General features: G+C 56.5%; 14 protein-coding genes. 7 read left to right on the forward strand and 7 right to left on the reverse strand.

Features of this window, described 5'->3' with window-relative positions; genetic code table 11:
* Positions 1-3: 3 nt before the first annotated feature.
* The gene (senA, locus tag FDP08_RS10295; RefSeq protein ID WP_137436060.1) at positions 4-1,362 is read right to left on the reverse strand and encodes a selenoneine synthase SenA; all 1,359 of its coding nucleotides are present in this window, start codon (positions 1,360-1,362) and stop codon (positions 4-6) included.
* 134 nt (positions 1,363-1,496) lie between these two features.
* Complete coding sequence (locus tag FDP08_RS10300; protein ID WP_137436061.1) at positions 1,497-3,311, reverse strand: SLC13 family permease; 1,815 nt, start codon at positions 3,309-3,311, stop codon at positions 1,497-1,499.
* A gap of 196 nt (positions 3,312-3,507) precedes the next feature.
* Here FDP08_RS10300 and FDP08_RS10305 point away from each other — a divergent pair, with 196 nt between their 5' ends.
* The 5 genes from FDP08_RS10305 to FDP08_RS10325 all read left to right on the forward strand — a co-directional run bounded on the left by FDP08_RS10305 (position 3,508) and on the right by FDP08_RS10325 (position 9,105).
* Complete coding sequence (locus FDP08_RS10305) at positions 3,508-4,827, forward strand: YjgN family protein (protein ID WP_137436063.1); 1,320 nt, start codon at positions 3,508-3,510, stop codon at positions 4,825-4,827.
* Positions 4,805-5,875 (forward strand): M48 family metallopeptidase, encoded by a 1,071-nt coding sequence (locus FDP08_RS10310; protein WP_228263274.1) that lies wholly within the window; start codon positions 4,805-4,807, stop codon positions 5,873-5,875. Before FDP08_RS10305 ends, FDP08_RS10310 begins: the two co-directional genes overlap by 23 nt.
* A 41-nt stretch (positions 5,876-5,916) precedes the next feature.
* Complete coding sequence (locus tag FDP08_RS10315) at positions 5,917-6,408, forward strand: acyl-CoA thioesterase (protein WP_137436067.1); 492 nt, start codon at positions 5,917-5,919, stop codon at positions 6,406-6,408.
* A 243-nt stretch (positions 6,409-6,651) separates the two neighbouring features.
* Positions 6,652-8,028, forward strand: coding sequence for a sigma-54 dependent transcriptional regulator (locus tag FDP08_RS10320; RefSeq protein ID WP_137436069.1), 1,377 nt, complete (start codon positions 6,652-6,654; stop codon positions 8,026-8,028).
* Positions 8,029-8,040: 12 nt separating this feature from the next.
* Positions 8,041-9,105 (forward strand): transporter, encoded by a 1,065-nt coding sequence (locus tag FDP08_RS10325; RefSeq protein ID WP_170979009.1) that lies wholly within the window; start codon positions 8,041-8,043, stop codon positions 9,103-9,105.
* A gap of 17 nt (positions 9,106-9,122) precedes the next feature.
* Here FDP08_RS10325 and FDP08_RS10330 read toward each other — a convergent pair whose 3' ends face one another.
* The 5 genes from FDP08_RS10330 to FDP08_RS10350 form a co-directional block, all read right to left on the reverse strand.
* A complete protein-coding gene (locus tag FDP08_RS10330; protein WP_206077288.1) occupies positions 9,123-9,629 on the reverse strand; it encodes a hypothetical protein in 507 nt (168 codons plus the stop codon).
* The gene (locus FDP08_RS10335; RefSeq protein ID WP_137436071.1) at positions 9,629-10,321 is read right to left on the reverse strand and encodes a C39 family peptidase; all 693 of its coding nucleotides are present in this window, start codon (positions 10,319-10,321) and stop codon (positions 9,629-9,631) included. Before FDP08_RS10335 ends, FDP08_RS10330 begins: the two co-directional genes overlap by 1 nt.
* A 12-nt stretch (positions 10,322-10,333) precedes the next feature.
* Positions 10,334-10,684 (reverse strand): hypothetical protein, encoded by a 351-nt coding sequence (locus tag FDP08_RS10340; RefSeq protein WP_137436072.1) that lies wholly within the window; start codon positions 10,682-10,684, stop codon positions 10,334-10,336.
* A gap of 58 nt (positions 10,685-10,742) precedes the next feature.
* Positions 10,743-11,666, reverse strand: a complete 924-nt coding sequence (locus FDP08_RS10345; RefSeq protein ID WP_137436074.1) for a hypothetical protein — start codon at positions 11,664-11,666, stop codon at positions 10,743-10,745.
* Positions 11,667-12,040: 374 nt separating this feature from the next.
* On the reverse strand, positions 12,041-13,630 hold the full coding sequence (locus tag FDP08_RS10350) for an isocitrate lyase (protein ID WP_137436076.1): 1,590 nt from the start codon (positions 13,628-13,630) through the stop codon (positions 12,041-12,043).
* A gap of 233 nt (positions 13,631-13,863) precedes the next feature.
* Between FDP08_RS10350 and FDP08_RS10355 the strand changes: the two genes are divergently transcribed.
* Together FDP08_RS10355 and FDP08_RS10360 are read left to right on the forward strand one after the other, a co-directional pair.
* Entirely contained in the window at positions 13,864-15,405 is a 1,542-nt protein-coding gene (locus FDP08_RS10355) for a DUF1538 domain-containing protein (protein ID WP_228263275.1), read from the forward strand.
* Positions 15,402-15,752, forward strand: coding sequence for a transcriptional regulator (locus FDP08_RS10360; protein ID WP_137436078.1), 351 nt, complete (start codon positions 15,402-15,404; stop codon positions 15,750-15,752). Before FDP08_RS10355 ends, FDP08_RS10360 begins: the two co-directional genes overlap by 4 nt.
* Positions 15,753-15,757 lie beyond the last annotated feature (5 nt).

Here is a 15,757-nt window from a genome sequence, read left to right on the forward strand (position 1 = left end):
TCCTCAGTGATTATCCGCGCCGGTTTGCGGGAGCGCACAGGTGCGAAACCCGGTGTAAACATCGTTTCTCTGGGCCAGGTAAGCCTGGCGATAGGTCCCCCGGATAAGGTTCGGTGACGTGGCGCAGCTGCCACCACGGGTGACCTTGTGATCCCCGAACTGCAGCGTCGACATGAACGGGTACATATCAATCCGGAATCCGTCGTAGGGGAAGAACTGGCTGCTCGTCCACTCCCACACACTGCCGATCATCTGGCGACAACCAAAGGGGCTGTCACCGGCCGGAAAATCCTGAACCGGGTTCCGCGCCATGGCCCGACCACCCATATCTGCGTGCTCATGGCCCACCGGGGCGTTGCCCCAGGGGAACCGCGTGAAGGGCTCACCCACCCGGTTACCCAGGGCAGCCACTTCCCACTCATACTCTGTCGGCAGTCGCCGGCCAGCCCACTTGCACCAGGCTTCCGCTTCCCAATAGGTGATATGGCACACTGGGGCATCGGGATTCAATGTCTGCCATTGATCGAAAAACCGCTCCTGCCACTGGCCTTCATGCCAGCGCCAGTACAGTGGGTGTTTCGGAGCATGCAGCACAGGCTCGGGGCTGCCGTGAACCAGTGCAACATCCGTCTCCGTCTGTAGCCAATTGCGGCCACCAAACGACCAGAGCTCCGGGCGCCGGTATCCGCCATCATCCACGAACGCCATAAACTCTCGGTTGGACACCGGCATACGGGAAATCGCAAACGGTTCCAGCTCCACTTCAAACCTTGGCTTCTCGTTGTCGAAGGCAAAATCGGTAGTGGCATAATGATCAGACTCACCCGGCATCCCGATCAGCCATCGCCCGGCCGGAATCAGCGCATCACCGTCAATGCGGTCACCGGGAGCCACGCGTTCATTGGTGTAATCCGGTGCCGGTGGATACCCCACGGTCTGGCGACACCAGATCAGGGATTCGATGTGCATGTTCTGGTGAAAGATGCCATAGCGGTAGAGGTACAGATCTTCATCCTCGAGCGGTTTGCTGCGGATACGCTCAGCCACGCGGTCGTAGACGGTATCGAAATAGGCCAGGGTTTCCTCGCGCCCGGGAAACAACTCCCTGGACCAGCGATCCCGGTGGTCCACATGAAACGAATCCCAGAGATCATCCATGGCCGGATTGTAACTGGGGGTGCCGTCCAGCAGATTGAACACGAACACTTCGTAGAAGAAAGCAGCATGCCCCATCTCCCACAATGGCGGGTTAACGCCGGGGTGGTAAGGCACGGCCAGTTTTTCTTCCGGCAACGAGGTTATCAGCGACCGGGTTCTTTGCCGGGCGGTTTCCAGCTCTGCCAACAGGGTTGTCTTGTCCACGCTACTTTCTCCAACTGTGTCGGTCCCGATACTGAATTCTAACAGCTGCCCGTTTATTGCTGACCCCGATCCCGAGCTATGAATACGATAGCGAACCGCCGGGTGGATGATTATTCCGCATAGGTTCTGAAAACCTATGCCCACACCAACAGGATCATGGGGACGGCGACAACGGTCACCAGAATCGACAGCGGCAAACCCAGTTTCCAGTAATCACCGAACTGATACCCGCCGGGCTCCAGAACCAGTGCATTGGACTGATGGCCAATGGGCGTCAGAAACGCGCAGGACGCGCCCACGGCAACCGCCATTAATATAGCATCAGAGGGCATTCCCAGCTCTGCAGACAGGCTCAGGGCAATGGGAGCAACCAGGATCGCTGCCGCTGCGTTATTCACCACGTTCGATAACAGCATAGTGCCTACCAGCACCATCGCCAGCACCCCCGCCGGTGCAAGGCCGCCCCCCAGCGCCAGCATCTGGCCGGCTATCAGCTCGGCTCCGCCAGTGGTTTCCAGCGCCTGCCCCACCGGGATCATTGCCGCCAGCAGCACAATCACCGACCAGTCGATGGCCTTGTAGGCACCGGGTGCATCAATCAGTTTCGCCAACACCATGGCAACAGCACCCGCTACCAGCGCTACGGGCGCTGACAGCCAGCCGCTGACGATGGCTATGATACTGGCGATAAAGATACCGCTGGCCAGCAGGGTCTTGCGGGGTGACCCGAGACGGAGGCCCCGCTCTGCAAGCGGCAGGCAACCGATGGCGGAAAGCGCGCTGGTCAGCGTGTCCTCAAAACCCTGGACCAGCAGGATATCCCCCGCATTGAAACGAATGTCACCCAGTCGCCGTTTCAGCCGGTGCCCCTGCCTGGCGACAGCCACAATATTGAGACCATGTCGTTCCCGGAGGTTCAGGCGATTGGCGGTCTGCCCTACCAGCGAAGACTCGGGCGTGATAACCGCCTCGGTCAGTTGCACTTCGCCTTCGTTCAATTCCTTTTTGCGGCTTTTCCGCGCCGTCTGCTCCTCTTCGGTTTCTGACTCGTCCTCGTCCTGGCTGCCAAGCTCCAACCCGGTCTTGTCGAGAAACGCCTGCAGGCTCTCCGTGTCCGACTCTACCAGCAGCAGATCATTTTCCTTCAGCACCTTGTAGGTCGAGGGTGCGAGCTCGCGCTTGTCTTCACGGATCAGTGCCAGCACCACCACGTCCTTGTCTTCACCGCTGTCCGACAGCAGGTTGTGCAGGGTGGCGCCTGCGTAGGAGGAGCCTTCAGGAACCTTCAGTTCGGTCAGATAGTCACCGACGCTGAAAAGCTTGTCGTCCTCCCCGCTGTCTTCGCCTCGCTGGGGTGTCAGGCGCCAGCCCACCAGGGTGATAAAGGCAATGCCGGCGAGCGTGATCGCAGCACCCACAGGTGCAAAATCAAATAGCCCGAACGAGCTTGCGCCTTCCCGGTAACTGGCAATGATGATGTTCGGAGGTGTGCCTATCAGGGTCATGGTGCCGCCGAGGAGCGAGCCAAAAGCCAGGGGCATCAGCAGCAGTGAGGGTGAACGCCCCGACTCGCGGGACATCCACACGGCCACCGGCATCAACAGCGCCAGGGCGCCCACGTTGTTGATGAATCCGGAACAGAGCGCCACCACACCGGTCAGGGTAAGGATCTGCAGGGTCGGACGGTGGCCCACCTTGCCCAGCAACTGGGCGATGTTATCCACCACACCACCGTTAACCAGGCCCTGGCTGACCACAAGAACCGCCGCCACCGTTACCACAGCCGGGTGGCCGAACCCCGCAAACAGCGCCTCGGTGGGGAGCAGCCCGGCGATGGCGATCGCCAGCAATGCCAGCATGGCAACCACATCAAACCGCAACCTGTTCCAGACAAACAGTGCCAGCGTGGCTGCCAATACTGCGAATACAACTCCCTGCTCTGTGGTCAATTGCGGCCTCTCCAGATCTTCTAAGTGACGGTTTCCTGACGGTTTAAAGTACTTTATTTGTGCCTGTCGTCACGCATGTTCCATGAATTTCTGGTAACTTTCACCCTGTGGGCGCACCTGTGCGTGCACGGAAGCACTCTTTACACAGTAGTGGGTGACATGAACACCCCGGGGAACAAAAGGCTTAAGGGAAGTCATGACCAAGGAACTTTACACGGAACTCTACCAGATTACGTTTGCCGGGCAGATTCTCGAAGGATTCACTGACACAGAAGTAAGGAACAATGTTAAAGCCCTGTTCCGGATATCCGACCAGCGAACCGCACGTCTTTTCTCCGGCACCCGCACAACGCTCAAGTCGGGCCTCAGCCACGACGATGCACTGATTTACCACGAAAGACTGACCAAAGCCGGCGCCGCCGTGCAGATTTCAGCGCAACCACGAACAGCAACCAACGCACCCAGCGCAGAGGCCAACACCCCGCCACCGGCCTCAACCGACACCCGGCAACCGGAACCCCGCCCGGCAGGACCACAGCAGGAAGCGCCGTTTGAATTTACCGGCAGCGGCCGCGAGTATTTCGGCATCTGGATCGTCAATATCCTGCTAACCATTGTTACTCTGGGCATCTATTCTGCTTGGGCCACGGTGCGAAACAATCAATACTTTTATGGCAACACCCGAATGGAGGGTGCCAGCTTTCAATACCTGGCCAGCCCTGTCACCATTCTCAAGGGCCGTCTCATTGCTCTGGCGGTGCTGGTCGCCTACGTCGTACTTTCGGAAATGTATGTGGAAGCCGCCCTGGTCTTCGCCATTGCCTTTATCCCGCTGGTGCCCTGGATCATGGTGCGCTCGCTGAGGTTCCAAGCGATCAACAGCGCCTACCGCAACATCCGCTTCGATTTCCAGGGCAAATACGGTGAAGCTTTTATGGTCGCGTTCGTGTGGCCGTTACTGAACATGCTTACCCTGTTGCTGCTCACCCCGCTGGTGATGAAGAAGACCCACGAGTTCATCGCCAATGGCAGCCGCTATGGAACCACGGAATTCCAACTGAAAGCTGACACTGGTGAGTATTATCGCTTCTTCGGCAAGGGCCTGCTCATTGCCGTCGCCTTTGGTGTTGCTGCCTTCCTGGCCATGCGCCACATCGGTTTTACCCTCGGCTCCGTCATTGCCGTTATCGGCTACCTGACGCTGTTTGGTTACTTCATGGCGGGCATCGCCAACCTGTTTCTCTGTGCCGTCCATCTCGACAGCCACGATTTCGAGTCACGGCTGCAACCTCTGCAGATGACCTGGATCTACCTGTCCAACAGCTTTCTTGTGGTAATCACCCTGGGCCTGTTCACTCCCTGGGCCAAGGTGCGCATGGCGCGGTACCGTGCTGCCTGCACAGCCATGATGGTGCGGGGCGACCTGAACCACTTTGTAGCAGCGGAGCAGAACCGTACCAGCGCTCTGGGTCAGGAACTGGGGGATGCCTTTGATGTCGACTTCGCCGCCATCTGACGTCACCATCGAAGGCCACTTCTATTCGGGCAGCAATTCCAGTCGGCGGAGCGCAGTACTGCGCTCCGCCGACAGCGTGATCATCCTGGACGCTGGCGACACCCGCCTGCAGCTTTCACCCGCAGATGTGGAGATATCACCGCGGATCGGCAATACCCCACGCTACCTTCACCTGCCTGAAGACGGTGTGTTCGAAACGGACGACAACGACGGCGTGGACCAACTTGGACAGCAGTCCCGCCGTGGGCGTGGCCACCGCCTGCTGCACAGGCTGGAGACTCATCTGGGTTTGATTCTGGTTGCAGTGGTGGTCACTCTCGCAACCACCGGCATTGCGTTTGTCTGGGGTGTGCCCTGGGCTTCCCAGGCCGTGGCCAATGCGCTTCCCGACTCTGTTGCAGAGCAGGTGGGCGAGTCCACACTCAACACTCTGGATAGCACCTGGTTGGCCCCCTCCAGTCTGTCAGCAGAGCGCCAGCAATCATTACAGGAGCATTTCCAGCCTTTCCTGCAACCGGTTGAGGGCCAGAACATAACGGTTCTATTCCGGTCTTCCCCTGCGATCGGCGCCAATGCCATGGCACTGCCAGACGGTACGCTGATTTTCACCGACGAGCTGGTGAACCTGGCCGAAGACGACAATGAACTCACCGCTATACTCGCCCATGAGACAGGCCACGTAGCCCATCGCCATGGCATGAAGGGAATGGTGCAGTCATCCCTCACCTTCTGGCTGATCGTGATGATGACCGGCGACCTGTCTGCTTTTTCTGATGCCACCGTGGTAGTTCCGGCGGTGTTGATGAGCCTGTCCTATTCCCGTGACATGGAACGGGAGGCCGACACTTACGCCCTGGAAACCCTGAAAGAACGCGGCATAGACCCGATCCACTTTGCCAACATCATGGAGCGACTGACGGTCTCCCACAGCGAGAAAGAAGCCCCGGCCGCAGAGGAGGAAAGCAGCCGATGGGATGCGTTTCAGGACATGCTGTCGAGTCACCCGGTAACCAGGGAACGCATCGAACGCTTTAAACAGAACCCCTGAGCGGTATAGTAGCGGTACATCTACTACGGGGAGAACAATCAATGCCACCCAGACCTGCCAGACCGGTTTCGGCATCCGCCATCGACAAGCATGTCTACAAGGTGTTCCCGAATGACATGAACTCTCACCAGACGGTGTTCGGCGGCATGATCATGGCCAAGTGTGACCGGCTGGCGCTGGTCGTTGCAGAACGGCACTCCGGACATGTCTGTGTGACAGCCGCTGTGGATTCGATTCACTTCCGCGCACCCGCCAAAGGCAATGACACCCTGCTGTTCAACCTCGCCCTCAACCGCAGCTGGGGGTCCTCCATGGAAATCGGTGCCCGTGTGGAAGCCGAAAACAGCTACACCGGTGAGTGCCGGCATATCCTCTCGGCGTTTTTCACCTTCGTGGCGCTGGACGAGAACGACACGCCCATCGATGTACCCGCAGTAAAACCGGAAACGGAGGACCAGCAGCGGCGATTCGCGAATGCGGAAATCCGCCGGAAGGGCCGCCTGGAAACCCGTAAGAAACTGAGCGAACGCTGAATTGTGTCGGCATATTTTACAGGGATCCTTCTGCGACACAGCTCTCATTTTCTAACCTTCTGAAACAACCGCAAGTATTAAAACTGGCACACAATCTGAATAACTATCACAAGCATTTTCCGCCTGTTCACCCAGCCGTTTGTGGTCACAGGGCAGTGACTGGATCAATCCGTTCCAGCCTTAGCAGAATTCAATGAACGTCTAGCAGTCCGTTTTCCCGACACGAACTCAAGGAGAGTCGCCATGAAGGAAAAACGACCGCTCATTTGGTTGTCGGCGGAGTACTCCGGCTTTGCAACGCAAGCTGCTGAATTGCGGGAATGGCAATTGATTCCCATAGCCATTGATGCCGAGCTACCCCACGGTGACATCCCCAGCGACAGCACCTGGGTTGGTGTATTCGATGTCAGCGAACTTTCCAGCGACCAGTTAGCTGTGGCAACCAGCTGGCTGGAAGCGCTTCGCGTCGGGCACTGGGTTGCCGTCCTTGAGCCCGCCCAGATTGATAGCCCGGAAATCTGCGGGCTGATCAACCGTTACTGCGAGGATTACCACACCTTGCCCATTCAGTATGAGCGGCTCCACGGGATACTTGGTCATCTGTGGGGCATGTCTGAACTCCATGAAAGGGCTTCCCGATCTGCACCTCTGAGCTACCACGACATTGCCCTGGAAGGCGAATCCCTTGCTATCAGACAGACAAGGGAACTGCTTGGCAAGTTCGCACACACAGAAGAACCCGTGCTGATTTACGGTGAAAATGGCACTGGCAAAGAAGCGGCCGCAAAATTTATTCATAACAACTCCCCACGCAGAAACAAGCCCCTGGTAGTCGTCAACTGTGCAGCTCTGCCCCCTTCGCTGACCCAGAACGAACTATTCGGGCATGAAAAGGGCTCATTCACTCATGCCCTGAGTGCACAGAAGGGCAGGATTGAAACTGCCGACGGTGGCACGCTGTTGCTCGTCGGTGTTGATGAGCTCAACCTGGAGCAACAATCGGCCATTCTGCGTTTTCTTCAGGAAGGCCAGATCGAACGTATCGGCGGTTATCGAACCATAGAGGTAGATGCCCGGTTGATAGCCACCAGCACCAGCCCTCTGGAACAGCTGGTGGCATCTGGTCGTTTCCGAAGCGATGTCTTTTACCGGCTTGGCAGCCTGCACGTATTACTGCCACCACTGCGGGAGCGCAAAGAAGACATTCTTCTGCTGGCGAACCGGATACTTTCGGCAACACCGACATCGGCAGGGCCCAGACGGCTGGCGGACACCACAACCCTCTGCCTGGCGGAACATCCATGGCCCGGAAATCTCAGAGAGCTCCAGAACCGCATGCGGCAGGCTTTGCTGCTGGGGGAAGGCCTTGTTATCAAACCTGATGACATGGGCTTTGGACAGACATCTACCAACACTGAAAACCAGAGCCAGGAACTATCCCTTGATGCCTTCCGTTCCCAGGCTGATCGCCGTGCGATCTCCGTCAGCCTGGCACTGGCCCAGAATAATATTTCCGCTGCGGCACGACTGCTCAACATTTCGAGAGTCTCGTTTTACCGGCTGATGGACAAGCATCAGGTTCTTCACAAAACATCCGTCTCGCCTTCGAAGAGTGACTAAAGGAGATTTTCCATGGCTGTAAGAATGTTTTGGCTCGTCCCTCTGGTAGCGGTGGCAACTCCAGCCCTTGCGCAAACAGCACAGACAGACGCCAACGCCGGTAGCACGGCGATAACGGCTTCTGAGGAGGCGAACGACCCAGCGACCGACATTGCATCGATTACCGCAGACCGTGGCATCGTTACCCGACCAGGCCGGTTTACCATCGAGCCGTCCTTCTCCCATGCCCACAGCAACGCAACGGCGGTCGCGGTGGAGGGTTATACGGTGATACCTGCCCTGCTCATCGGGTTGATCAATATTTCGGAAATCCAGCGCGACATTTTTGTCGGCGCGATGTCACTCAAGTATGGCTTTACCAGCAAACTTGAGGCGGCGGTGCGAGTCCCCTACCTCAGCATCAATGAGGACCTTAGAGAGCGGGAGGTTTTCCAGGGCACACCGGTAGATACGCTGCGCGAGTCCTCGGGCGAGGGTCTGGGTGATGTTGAATTATCAGCTCGTTACCAGTTGACCGATGGCCTGGGTGGCTGGCCCTACGTCATTGGCGCAATCCGGGTGAGAGCGCCAACCGGAGAAGGTCCGTACGATGTCGAGCGACGGGTAATCGAGGCAGATGATGGCGCTCCCATCGGCGTCGAACTCGGTGATCGCCCCACGGGCTCCGGCTTCTGGGCGTTCGAACCGGGCTTTTCGTTCATCTACCCGACGGACCCGGCCGTGCTGTTCGGGAACCTGAGTTATGTCTGGACTCTCAAGGAAGAGCAGGGCTTCGAAAACGGGGGCACGGTCGATCCCGGTGACATTGTCCGCTTCGGCTTCGGAATGGGGTTTGCATTTAACGAGCGCACGTCCTTCAGTCTGGGCTACGACCACTCGATCATCCGTAAAACAACGTTCGAGAGAAATAACGATGTGTTTGCAGCCAACTTCGAACGTATTCAGATCGGGTCTCTGTCATTCGGCCTGTCGCAGCGTCTGACGCAGTCCACAAGTCTGAGCCTGACGGTGAGCGTGGGGGTTACGGAAAATGCGCCCAACAGCGAGATCACTCTCAAGCTACCAATCAGTCTCTAGGGGGAAGCAAAGGTCTATCAGCGACCAAGCAACTGGACAAGCTGATCGCTGAACCGTGCCGGGAACTGATTCCCGACACCGGCGCCCAGATTGTTCAGTTCAATGTTCAGTTGATACATATTCTGTATCACCGTGCTATCGAGGCTGTTCTGGACCACGGTCATCCAGCCGTTGGGCCCTGCCATATTACTGGCTACCCGCGCGCCGCCACTGCGGTTCGCGCTGATAACCTCGAGTACGGTGTCCGTGTGATGGTCCACCAAACGATCATTGGCGGCCTGGTTAAGATTGGGAATGGTCAACCGATTGATCACCATGGTGTCACCGTTGATACCAACGATTTGCTCCAGCCCGATGCTGATCTCCAGGTTATCCATCAGGAAGCCGCCCCGGTAATCAGCCAACTCCGGATCACTCAGAGGTTCAACCCCCAGCGTCAATTCTGCCTGGGCTGCTGAGGGCGATAACGCTGCAAATGAACTAAACAGTATAGCGATAGCTGGCATCCGGACCATCATGATCATCACCATTCCCTTGAAGAGGGCCAGTAGGGTAATGTGTGCCCGAGTGAAGGACCGTTAAGGCCTTTCTGTACCGGCGCCCTGGCAACCTGAGGCCAATGCCCGTCGCCGAGAAAGGCGTCTCTCCCTTGCCCAAGATGGCTGCGGATAATAAAGGCGGTGCCGTTCCAGTACTCGCTGAATTTTGCGTAGGAATAAACCTTCAGCCCCCGCGCCGGATCCCCTACCAGGACCTCGTCTTCGCTGATCCCCTTGATCAAAACGAAATGCCGGAAGCCATCAATGTTCAACAACACAATCATGGGTAATCGCACTTTCTCCCTGAGGCCGGTCAACGGCATGCGGAACCCATCGGCCTGGTACCCTCTGGCCTCAAGGTAGCGCTTCATATCAAGCATGGAGAAACCCTCCTGGCGCACCTTCTTTTCGTCTGCCAGCGCGAGCATCTCGATGAAGACATCGTGCTCTGTTACCTGATCTTCGTAGTGAAAGGACAACAGGGAAGCAACGGCTGCGGAGCCGCAACTGAAGTCATACTGCTGGCGCATGACGCTGTCAAAGCGCCGGTTCTCGAAACTTTTTACATCTAACCGAAAATCACCACCAATACCCGGCACCATGACCGAGCCGGCGAAGGCAATGGACCACAGCAGCCCGGCACTCGCGCAGATCGCAACAAGAACCTTTCTGGCCATGGCCCACCTCCGTCAGTGATTAATCAGTATGTTGATCTGGGTACTGTCCTGAATGACCACCTGGTTACCGGTATTCTGGATAACCGTGGCAACCCCGCTCATGTTGCCGAACGCATTGTCGGAAATACTGTTATTACCCGTGACAACATTCCCCGACAACAGGTTATCGGACACATTTGCATTCTGCTGGTTATTGTTAATCTGCCACTGCATCGGAATTCCCTGGCGGCCGCTTGAATCCGCCAGCTCATCCGCCGACAACGGGGTGGCTTCCATCCACTCCTCGGCCGATACCAGTCCCGTTGCCCCGAACATTAACGCCAGCAAGGCAGCCTTCAGTTTCCATCTGATGACACGAGCCATGGCAGTTCTCCCGGAATAACCGGGCCGCACCCGAAACAGCAGGTGCGGCCTGGATGCCTCATTGAGTGCCGGCACCACCGCTGCCAGCGTTCAGGCTAGACTGTATACTGACATTGGCCTGTGTAACGTTGGCATTGCCTGCAGTCTGTGCAAATGCCCCGACGCCGGTGTAGTTCGCTGAGCCACCGGAGATTTCGTTACTGTTACGAACCTCGGTGTAGGAACCTCGGCCGTTGGCATCACCGTAGGTGACTGTGGTATCCGTAACGTTGCCGTCCAGATCGGCGTTGTTCAGGTATACTTCCAGGTCCAGGGTCAGCGAATTATCGGAATTATCCGAGTTATCCGAATTATCCGAGTTATCGGACGAGTCGTTGCCGCTGTCAGCGATCTTGAACGAATCACTCACATCAGTGCTGTTGTCCGAATTATCGGAGTTGTCCGAGTTGTCACTGTTATCGGAATTGTCGCTGTTGTCGGAATTATCCGAATTGTCCGAATTGTCATTGCCACTGTCGGCAATCTTGAACGAGTCGGCAACATCGGTGCTGTTGTCCGAGTTGTCGCTGTTATCGGAATTATCCGAATTGTCCGAATTGTCATTGCCGCTGTCGGCAATCTTGAACGAGTCGGCAACATCGGTGCTGTTGTCCGAGTTGTCGCTGTTATCGGAGTTGTCACTGTTATCGGAGTTGTCCGTATTGTCCGAATTGTCGTTGCCGCTTTCGGCAATCTTGAACGAATCAGCAACATCGGTGCTGTTATCCGAGTTATCCGAGTTATCGGAATTATCCGAGTTATCGGAATTGTCGGAATTGTCGTTACCGGAGTTGGTGTTGCCGGACTGGTCATTGTTGGCAACGGAGGTATCATCCGCATTGGTATTCGGATCTCCGTCACCTCCAAGGTCCGCATAAGCAAAACCGGAAACACCCAGGCTCATTGCAATGGCAGCTGCTAGCAAACTTTTTTTGGTGTTCATAATATCGCTTCCTTTTCGATAATTGGCATTTAAAGGGATCCGACTAAAACCGCTAGCCTTCGGTAAGCCAAGGTTCAGACCCGCTAGGCAATAGGTGCGATTCCCGTGCCAGAATCGTTAAGAAAATTTTATCTGATTGTTTTAGCGAAGCTTTAGGGACACAGCAAGAAACAGAGCCGTATTCACGGAGGGAGCAGACTGTTTCAGGAATGAAACAGAGTTGGCGGGGAAAAAGATCAAACAGACCGTTTATGGCGTGATTTCAGCAACCTGACTAAAAACCTTACTGTAAAAAAACAAAACCCCGCGCAAGGCGGGGTTTCGGGTACTGAAGTGAGCCTCGCGGCCCACTTCAGGGACAACCGAACCGTTGTTTAGAACTGGTTCATTGTGTTGTCTTTACCGCCAGCCTTCAGGGCCGCGTCACCTGCGAAGAACTCCTTGTGGTCATCGCCGATGTTGGAACCGGCCATGTCCTGGTGCTTCACAGTCGCGATGCCCTGACGGATTTCCTTGCGCTGAACACCGGCAACGTAGGCCAGCATGCCTTCGTCACCGAAGTAGCCCTTGGCCAGGTTGTCGGTAGACAGGGCCGCGGTGTGGTACGTCGGCAGGGTGATCAGGTGGTGGAAGATACCGGCTTCACGGGCGCCATCACGCTGGAAGTTGGCAGTCCACTCGTCGGCCAGCTTGCCGAGATCAGTGTCGTCATACTTGGCGTTCATCAGGTCGGCGCGCTCGTAGGCAGACACGTCCTTGCCTTCGTCCTTCCAGGCATCGAATACCTGCTGACGGAAGTTCAGGGTCCAGTTGAACGACGGGCTGTTGTTGTAGACCAGCTTGGCGTCGGGCACCACTTCCTTGATGCGGTTAACCATGGCAGCGATCTGGCCAACGTGGGGCTTCTCGGTTTCGATCCACAGCAGGTCAGCGCCGTTCTGCAGGCTGGTGATACAGTCCAGAACCACACGATCTTCGCCAGTGCCCGGCTTGAACTGGAACAGGCCAGAAGCCAGACGCTTCGGCTTGACCAGCTGGCCGTTCTGCTTGATCACAACATCGCCGTTGTTGATGTCTTCGGCCTTGTCGATAACATCACCGTCGATGAAGCTGTTGTACTGGTCACCCAGATCGCCCGGCTCGTCGGTCACGGCAATCTTCTGGGTCAGGCCAGCGCCCAGCGAGTCGGTACGGGCAACGATAACACCGTCGTCCACACCCAGCTCCAGGAACGCCAGGCGAACGGCGTTGATCTTGGACAGGAAGTCGGCGTGGGGAACGGTAACCTTGCCGTCCTGGTGACCACACTGCTTCTCGTCAGATACCTGGTTCTCGATCTGGATGCAGCAGGCACCGGCTTCGATCATCTGCTTGGCCAGCAGGTAAGTCGCTTCAGCGTTACCGAAACCAGCGTCGATGTCGGCAATGATTGGCACAATGTGGGTTTCGTGGTTGTCGATCTGCTTGATCAGCTCGTCAGCCTTGGCGTTGTCGCCAGCCTTCTGGGCTTCTTCCAGGGCACGGAACAGGTGGTTCAGCTCCCATGCGTCCGCCTGGCGCAGGAAGGTGTACAGCTCTTCGATCAGGCCGGAAACAGCCGTCTTCTCATGCATGGACTGGTCAGGCAGCGGGCCGAACTCGGAACGCAGTGCTGCAACCATCCAGCCGGACAGGTACAGGTAACGACGCTTGGTGCTACCGAAATGCTTCTTGATGGAGATCATCTTCTGCTGGCCGATAAATCCGTGCCAGCAACCCAGTGACTGCGTGTACTGGGAGGTGTCTTTATCGTAGTTCGCCATGTCTTCGCGCATGATTTTCGCGGTGTACTTGGCGATGTCCAGGCCAGTCTTGAATTTGTTCTGGGCGCGCATGCGAGCCGCGTGCTCAGGCTTGATGGCATTCCAGGTGGGATTTTGCTTCAGAATGGAAGCAATGGCGTCAACGTCGTTTGCGTATGGCATGATCTCAGTCCTGTCTTCTACGGTTTGAGGTGCTCTTTTATGAAGCATAAAAGCAACTTCAGCGAGCCAGCGTCCGTTCAAAAAACATTCAGTCCGCTGACATTGACGGGTACTTTAGTGGGTTTGATTTTATAATTGAAATTTATATTATCTATATTCGTCATTTTTTGTATGAATGCCTGCAAGCATCAAACTTGAGGTGTATCAGGCACCCATGTGCCCCCGGTGCTACTATGTTGATTCAGGTAGCAAACCGCCTCAGAACCCGACACAGGTACCAGGCCCCGGTGTTTTACATTCGAGCTTTCGGCCACTCTCTTCTGCACGCCCTCAAAAACCTCTTGCCCATCGTGGCGGTTGTGGTGTTCTTCCAGCTCGCTATTCTGCAACAGGTGCCAGAGAACACGCTCGGCATGGCCTTTGGCCTGCTCGTCGTGGCGGTCGGTATTGCGCTGTTCCTTCAGGGGCTGGAGCTGAGCATTTTTCCGGTGGGAAAAAGCCTGTCCAACCAGTTTGCCCGCCGTGGCTCTGTTCCCATCCTGCTGGCCTTCGGGTTTTCCCTCGGGTTTTCCGCAGTGGTGGCGGAGCCCGCTCTCATTGCAGTGGCACAACAGGCACAGGAAATCAGCGGCGGCAGGATTGACGCCGTCACCCTGCGATTACTGGTGGCAACCTCGGTGGGCGTTGTAATCGGGTTGGCCGTATTCAGAACGATTATGGGCTACCCACTGCACTGGTTCATGATCCTGGGCTACATCATCGTCGTGGTCGTCACCTGGTTTGCGCCTGAAGAAATTGTTGGTCTGGCCTATGACTCCGGTGGTGTCACCACCAACGTAGTCACAGTTCCCCTGGTGGCCGCGCTGGGTATCGGCCTCGCAATGTCGATTCGTGGCCGCAATCCGCTCACTGACGGTTTCGGGCTGGTGGCGCTGGCGGTGATGGTGCCGATGATCACGGTTCAGTTATACGGCATTGTGGTTTATTCCGGAGAACAGACGCACAGTGAACTGCTGATGGAAACCGGACATGCCCGACCTCCGGTGGCCGGCCCCCTGAAAATGCTGCTGGAGCTGGCCGAGATGGTGCGGGACGTATTGCCCATCATACTCACCATACTCATCTTCCAGTATCTGGTTTTGCGACGGGGCCTCAGCAATCCCCGCAAGATTCTCTTTGGTTTTGCCCTGGTCGTTCTGGGTCTTTATGCGTTCGTCGTTGGCCTGAAACTTGGCCTGTTTCCCATTGGTACCAGCATGGCGGAGCAGCTGATCGGCCTTGATGGATTCCTGTTTATCTATCTGTTTGCGTTCATGATCGGATTCGCCACTACCATGGCGGAGCCGGCACTCATTGCAATCGGCCAGCAGGCAGAAGAGGCGGCAGCCGGCACCTTGAACGGCAATGCCATTCGCCTGTTTGTCGCCCTGGGTGTTGCCGTCGGCATCACCGTCGGTGTACATCGGATCATTGTGGGTGACTCCATCCACTACTACATCATGGGGGGCTACCTGGTGGTTGTCATGCTGACCGCCGTTGCCCCGCGCTATATTATTCCACTGGCCTATGATCTTGGTGGCGTGACCACATCAGAGGTTACGGTACCACTGGTGACGGCACTGGGGATCGGCCTTGCCGGCAACATCGAGGGGCGCAGTGTGCTGATCGATGGCTTCGGGCTGATTGCCTTTGCCTCTATCTTTCCCATCATCACGGTAATGGCCTATGCCATTGTTGGTGACCACATCGCTGCACGAAGGAAACTGTCCACATGAAATTCTCTGTACTCGTCGCTATCGTGCCGGAAGATCAGGAACAGGATTGCATTGATGCAGCCCGGGATCTCGGCGCGGGCGGTGTCACTGTCCTGGCCGGTCGCGGCATCAGCAATACCGCCAAAAAAACCTTCTTTGGCCTGACCTATGATGGCAGCCAGAGTATTCTCGTAATGGTGCTGGAAAAAGGGCTATCGCTGGATATCCTGAAAGCCATACAACACCTTCTCATGCCAGAAAAGAACGATTCCCGGGGACTGGTTTTCACTCTGCCTCTGGAACATCTTGGAGGCATTGACCTGACACAGGTTGAAAAATTCGAACAACACGTAAAAGACTCACTCTAGGCGGA

Origin of the sequence: Marinobacter panjinensis (genome assembly GCF_005298175.1) — a bacterium.
GTDB lineage: Bacteria > Pseudomonadota > Gammaproteobacteria > Pseudomonadales > Oleiphilaceae > Marinobacter > Marinobacter panjinensis.

Bases quoted from the DNA above. Each gene is read 5' to 3' on its own strand.
- FDP08_RS10355 (WP_228263275.1), top strand. From the start codon at position 13,864: ATGTTGATTCAGGTAGCAAACCGCCTCAGAACCCGACACAGGTACCAG.
- FDP08_RS10305 (WP_137436063.1), top strand. From the start codon at position 3,508: ATGACCAAGGAACTTTACACGGAACTCTACCAGATTACGTTTGCCGGG.
- FDP08_RS10350 (WP_137436076.1), bottom strand. From the start codon at position 13,630: ATGCCATACGCAAACGACGTTGACGCCATTGCTTCCATTCTGAAGCAA.
- FDP08_RS10325 (WP_170979009.1), top strand. From the start codon at position 8,041: ATGGCTGTAAGAATGTTTTGGCTCGTCCCTCTGGTAGCGGTGGCAACT.
- FDP08_RS10360 (WP_137436078.1), top strand. From the start codon at position 15,402: ATGAAATTCTCTGTACTCGTCGCTATCGTGCCGGAAGATCAGGAACAG.
- FDP08_RS10320 (WP_137436069.1), top strand. From the start codon at position 6,652: ATGAAGGAAAAACGACCGCTCATTTGGTTGTCGGCGGAGTACTCCGGC.
- FDP08_RS10345 (WP_137436074.1), bottom strand. From the start codon at position 11,666: ATGAACACCAAAAAAAGTTTGCTAGCAGCTGCCATTGCAATGAGCCTG.
- FDP08_RS10330 (WP_206077288.1), bottom strand. From the start codon at position 9,629: ATGATCATGATGGTCCGGATGCCAGCTATCGCTATACTGTTTAGTTCA.
- FDP08_RS10315 (WP_137436067.1), top strand. From the start codon at position 5,917: ATGCCACCCAGACCTGCCAGACCGGTTTCGGCATCCGCCATCGACAAG.
- FDP08_RS10310 (WP_228263274.1), top strand. From the start codon at position 4,805: ATGTCGACTTCGCCGCCATCTGACGTCACCATCGAAGGCCACTTCTAT.
- FDP08_RS10340 (WP_137436072.1), bottom strand. From the start codon at position 10,684: ATGGCTCGTGTCATCAGATGGAAACTGAAGGCTGCCTTGCTGGCGTTA.
- FDP08_RS10335 (WP_137436071.1), bottom strand. From the start codon at position 10,321: ATGGCCAGAAAGGTTCTTGTTGCGATCTGCGCGAGTGCCGGGCTGCTG.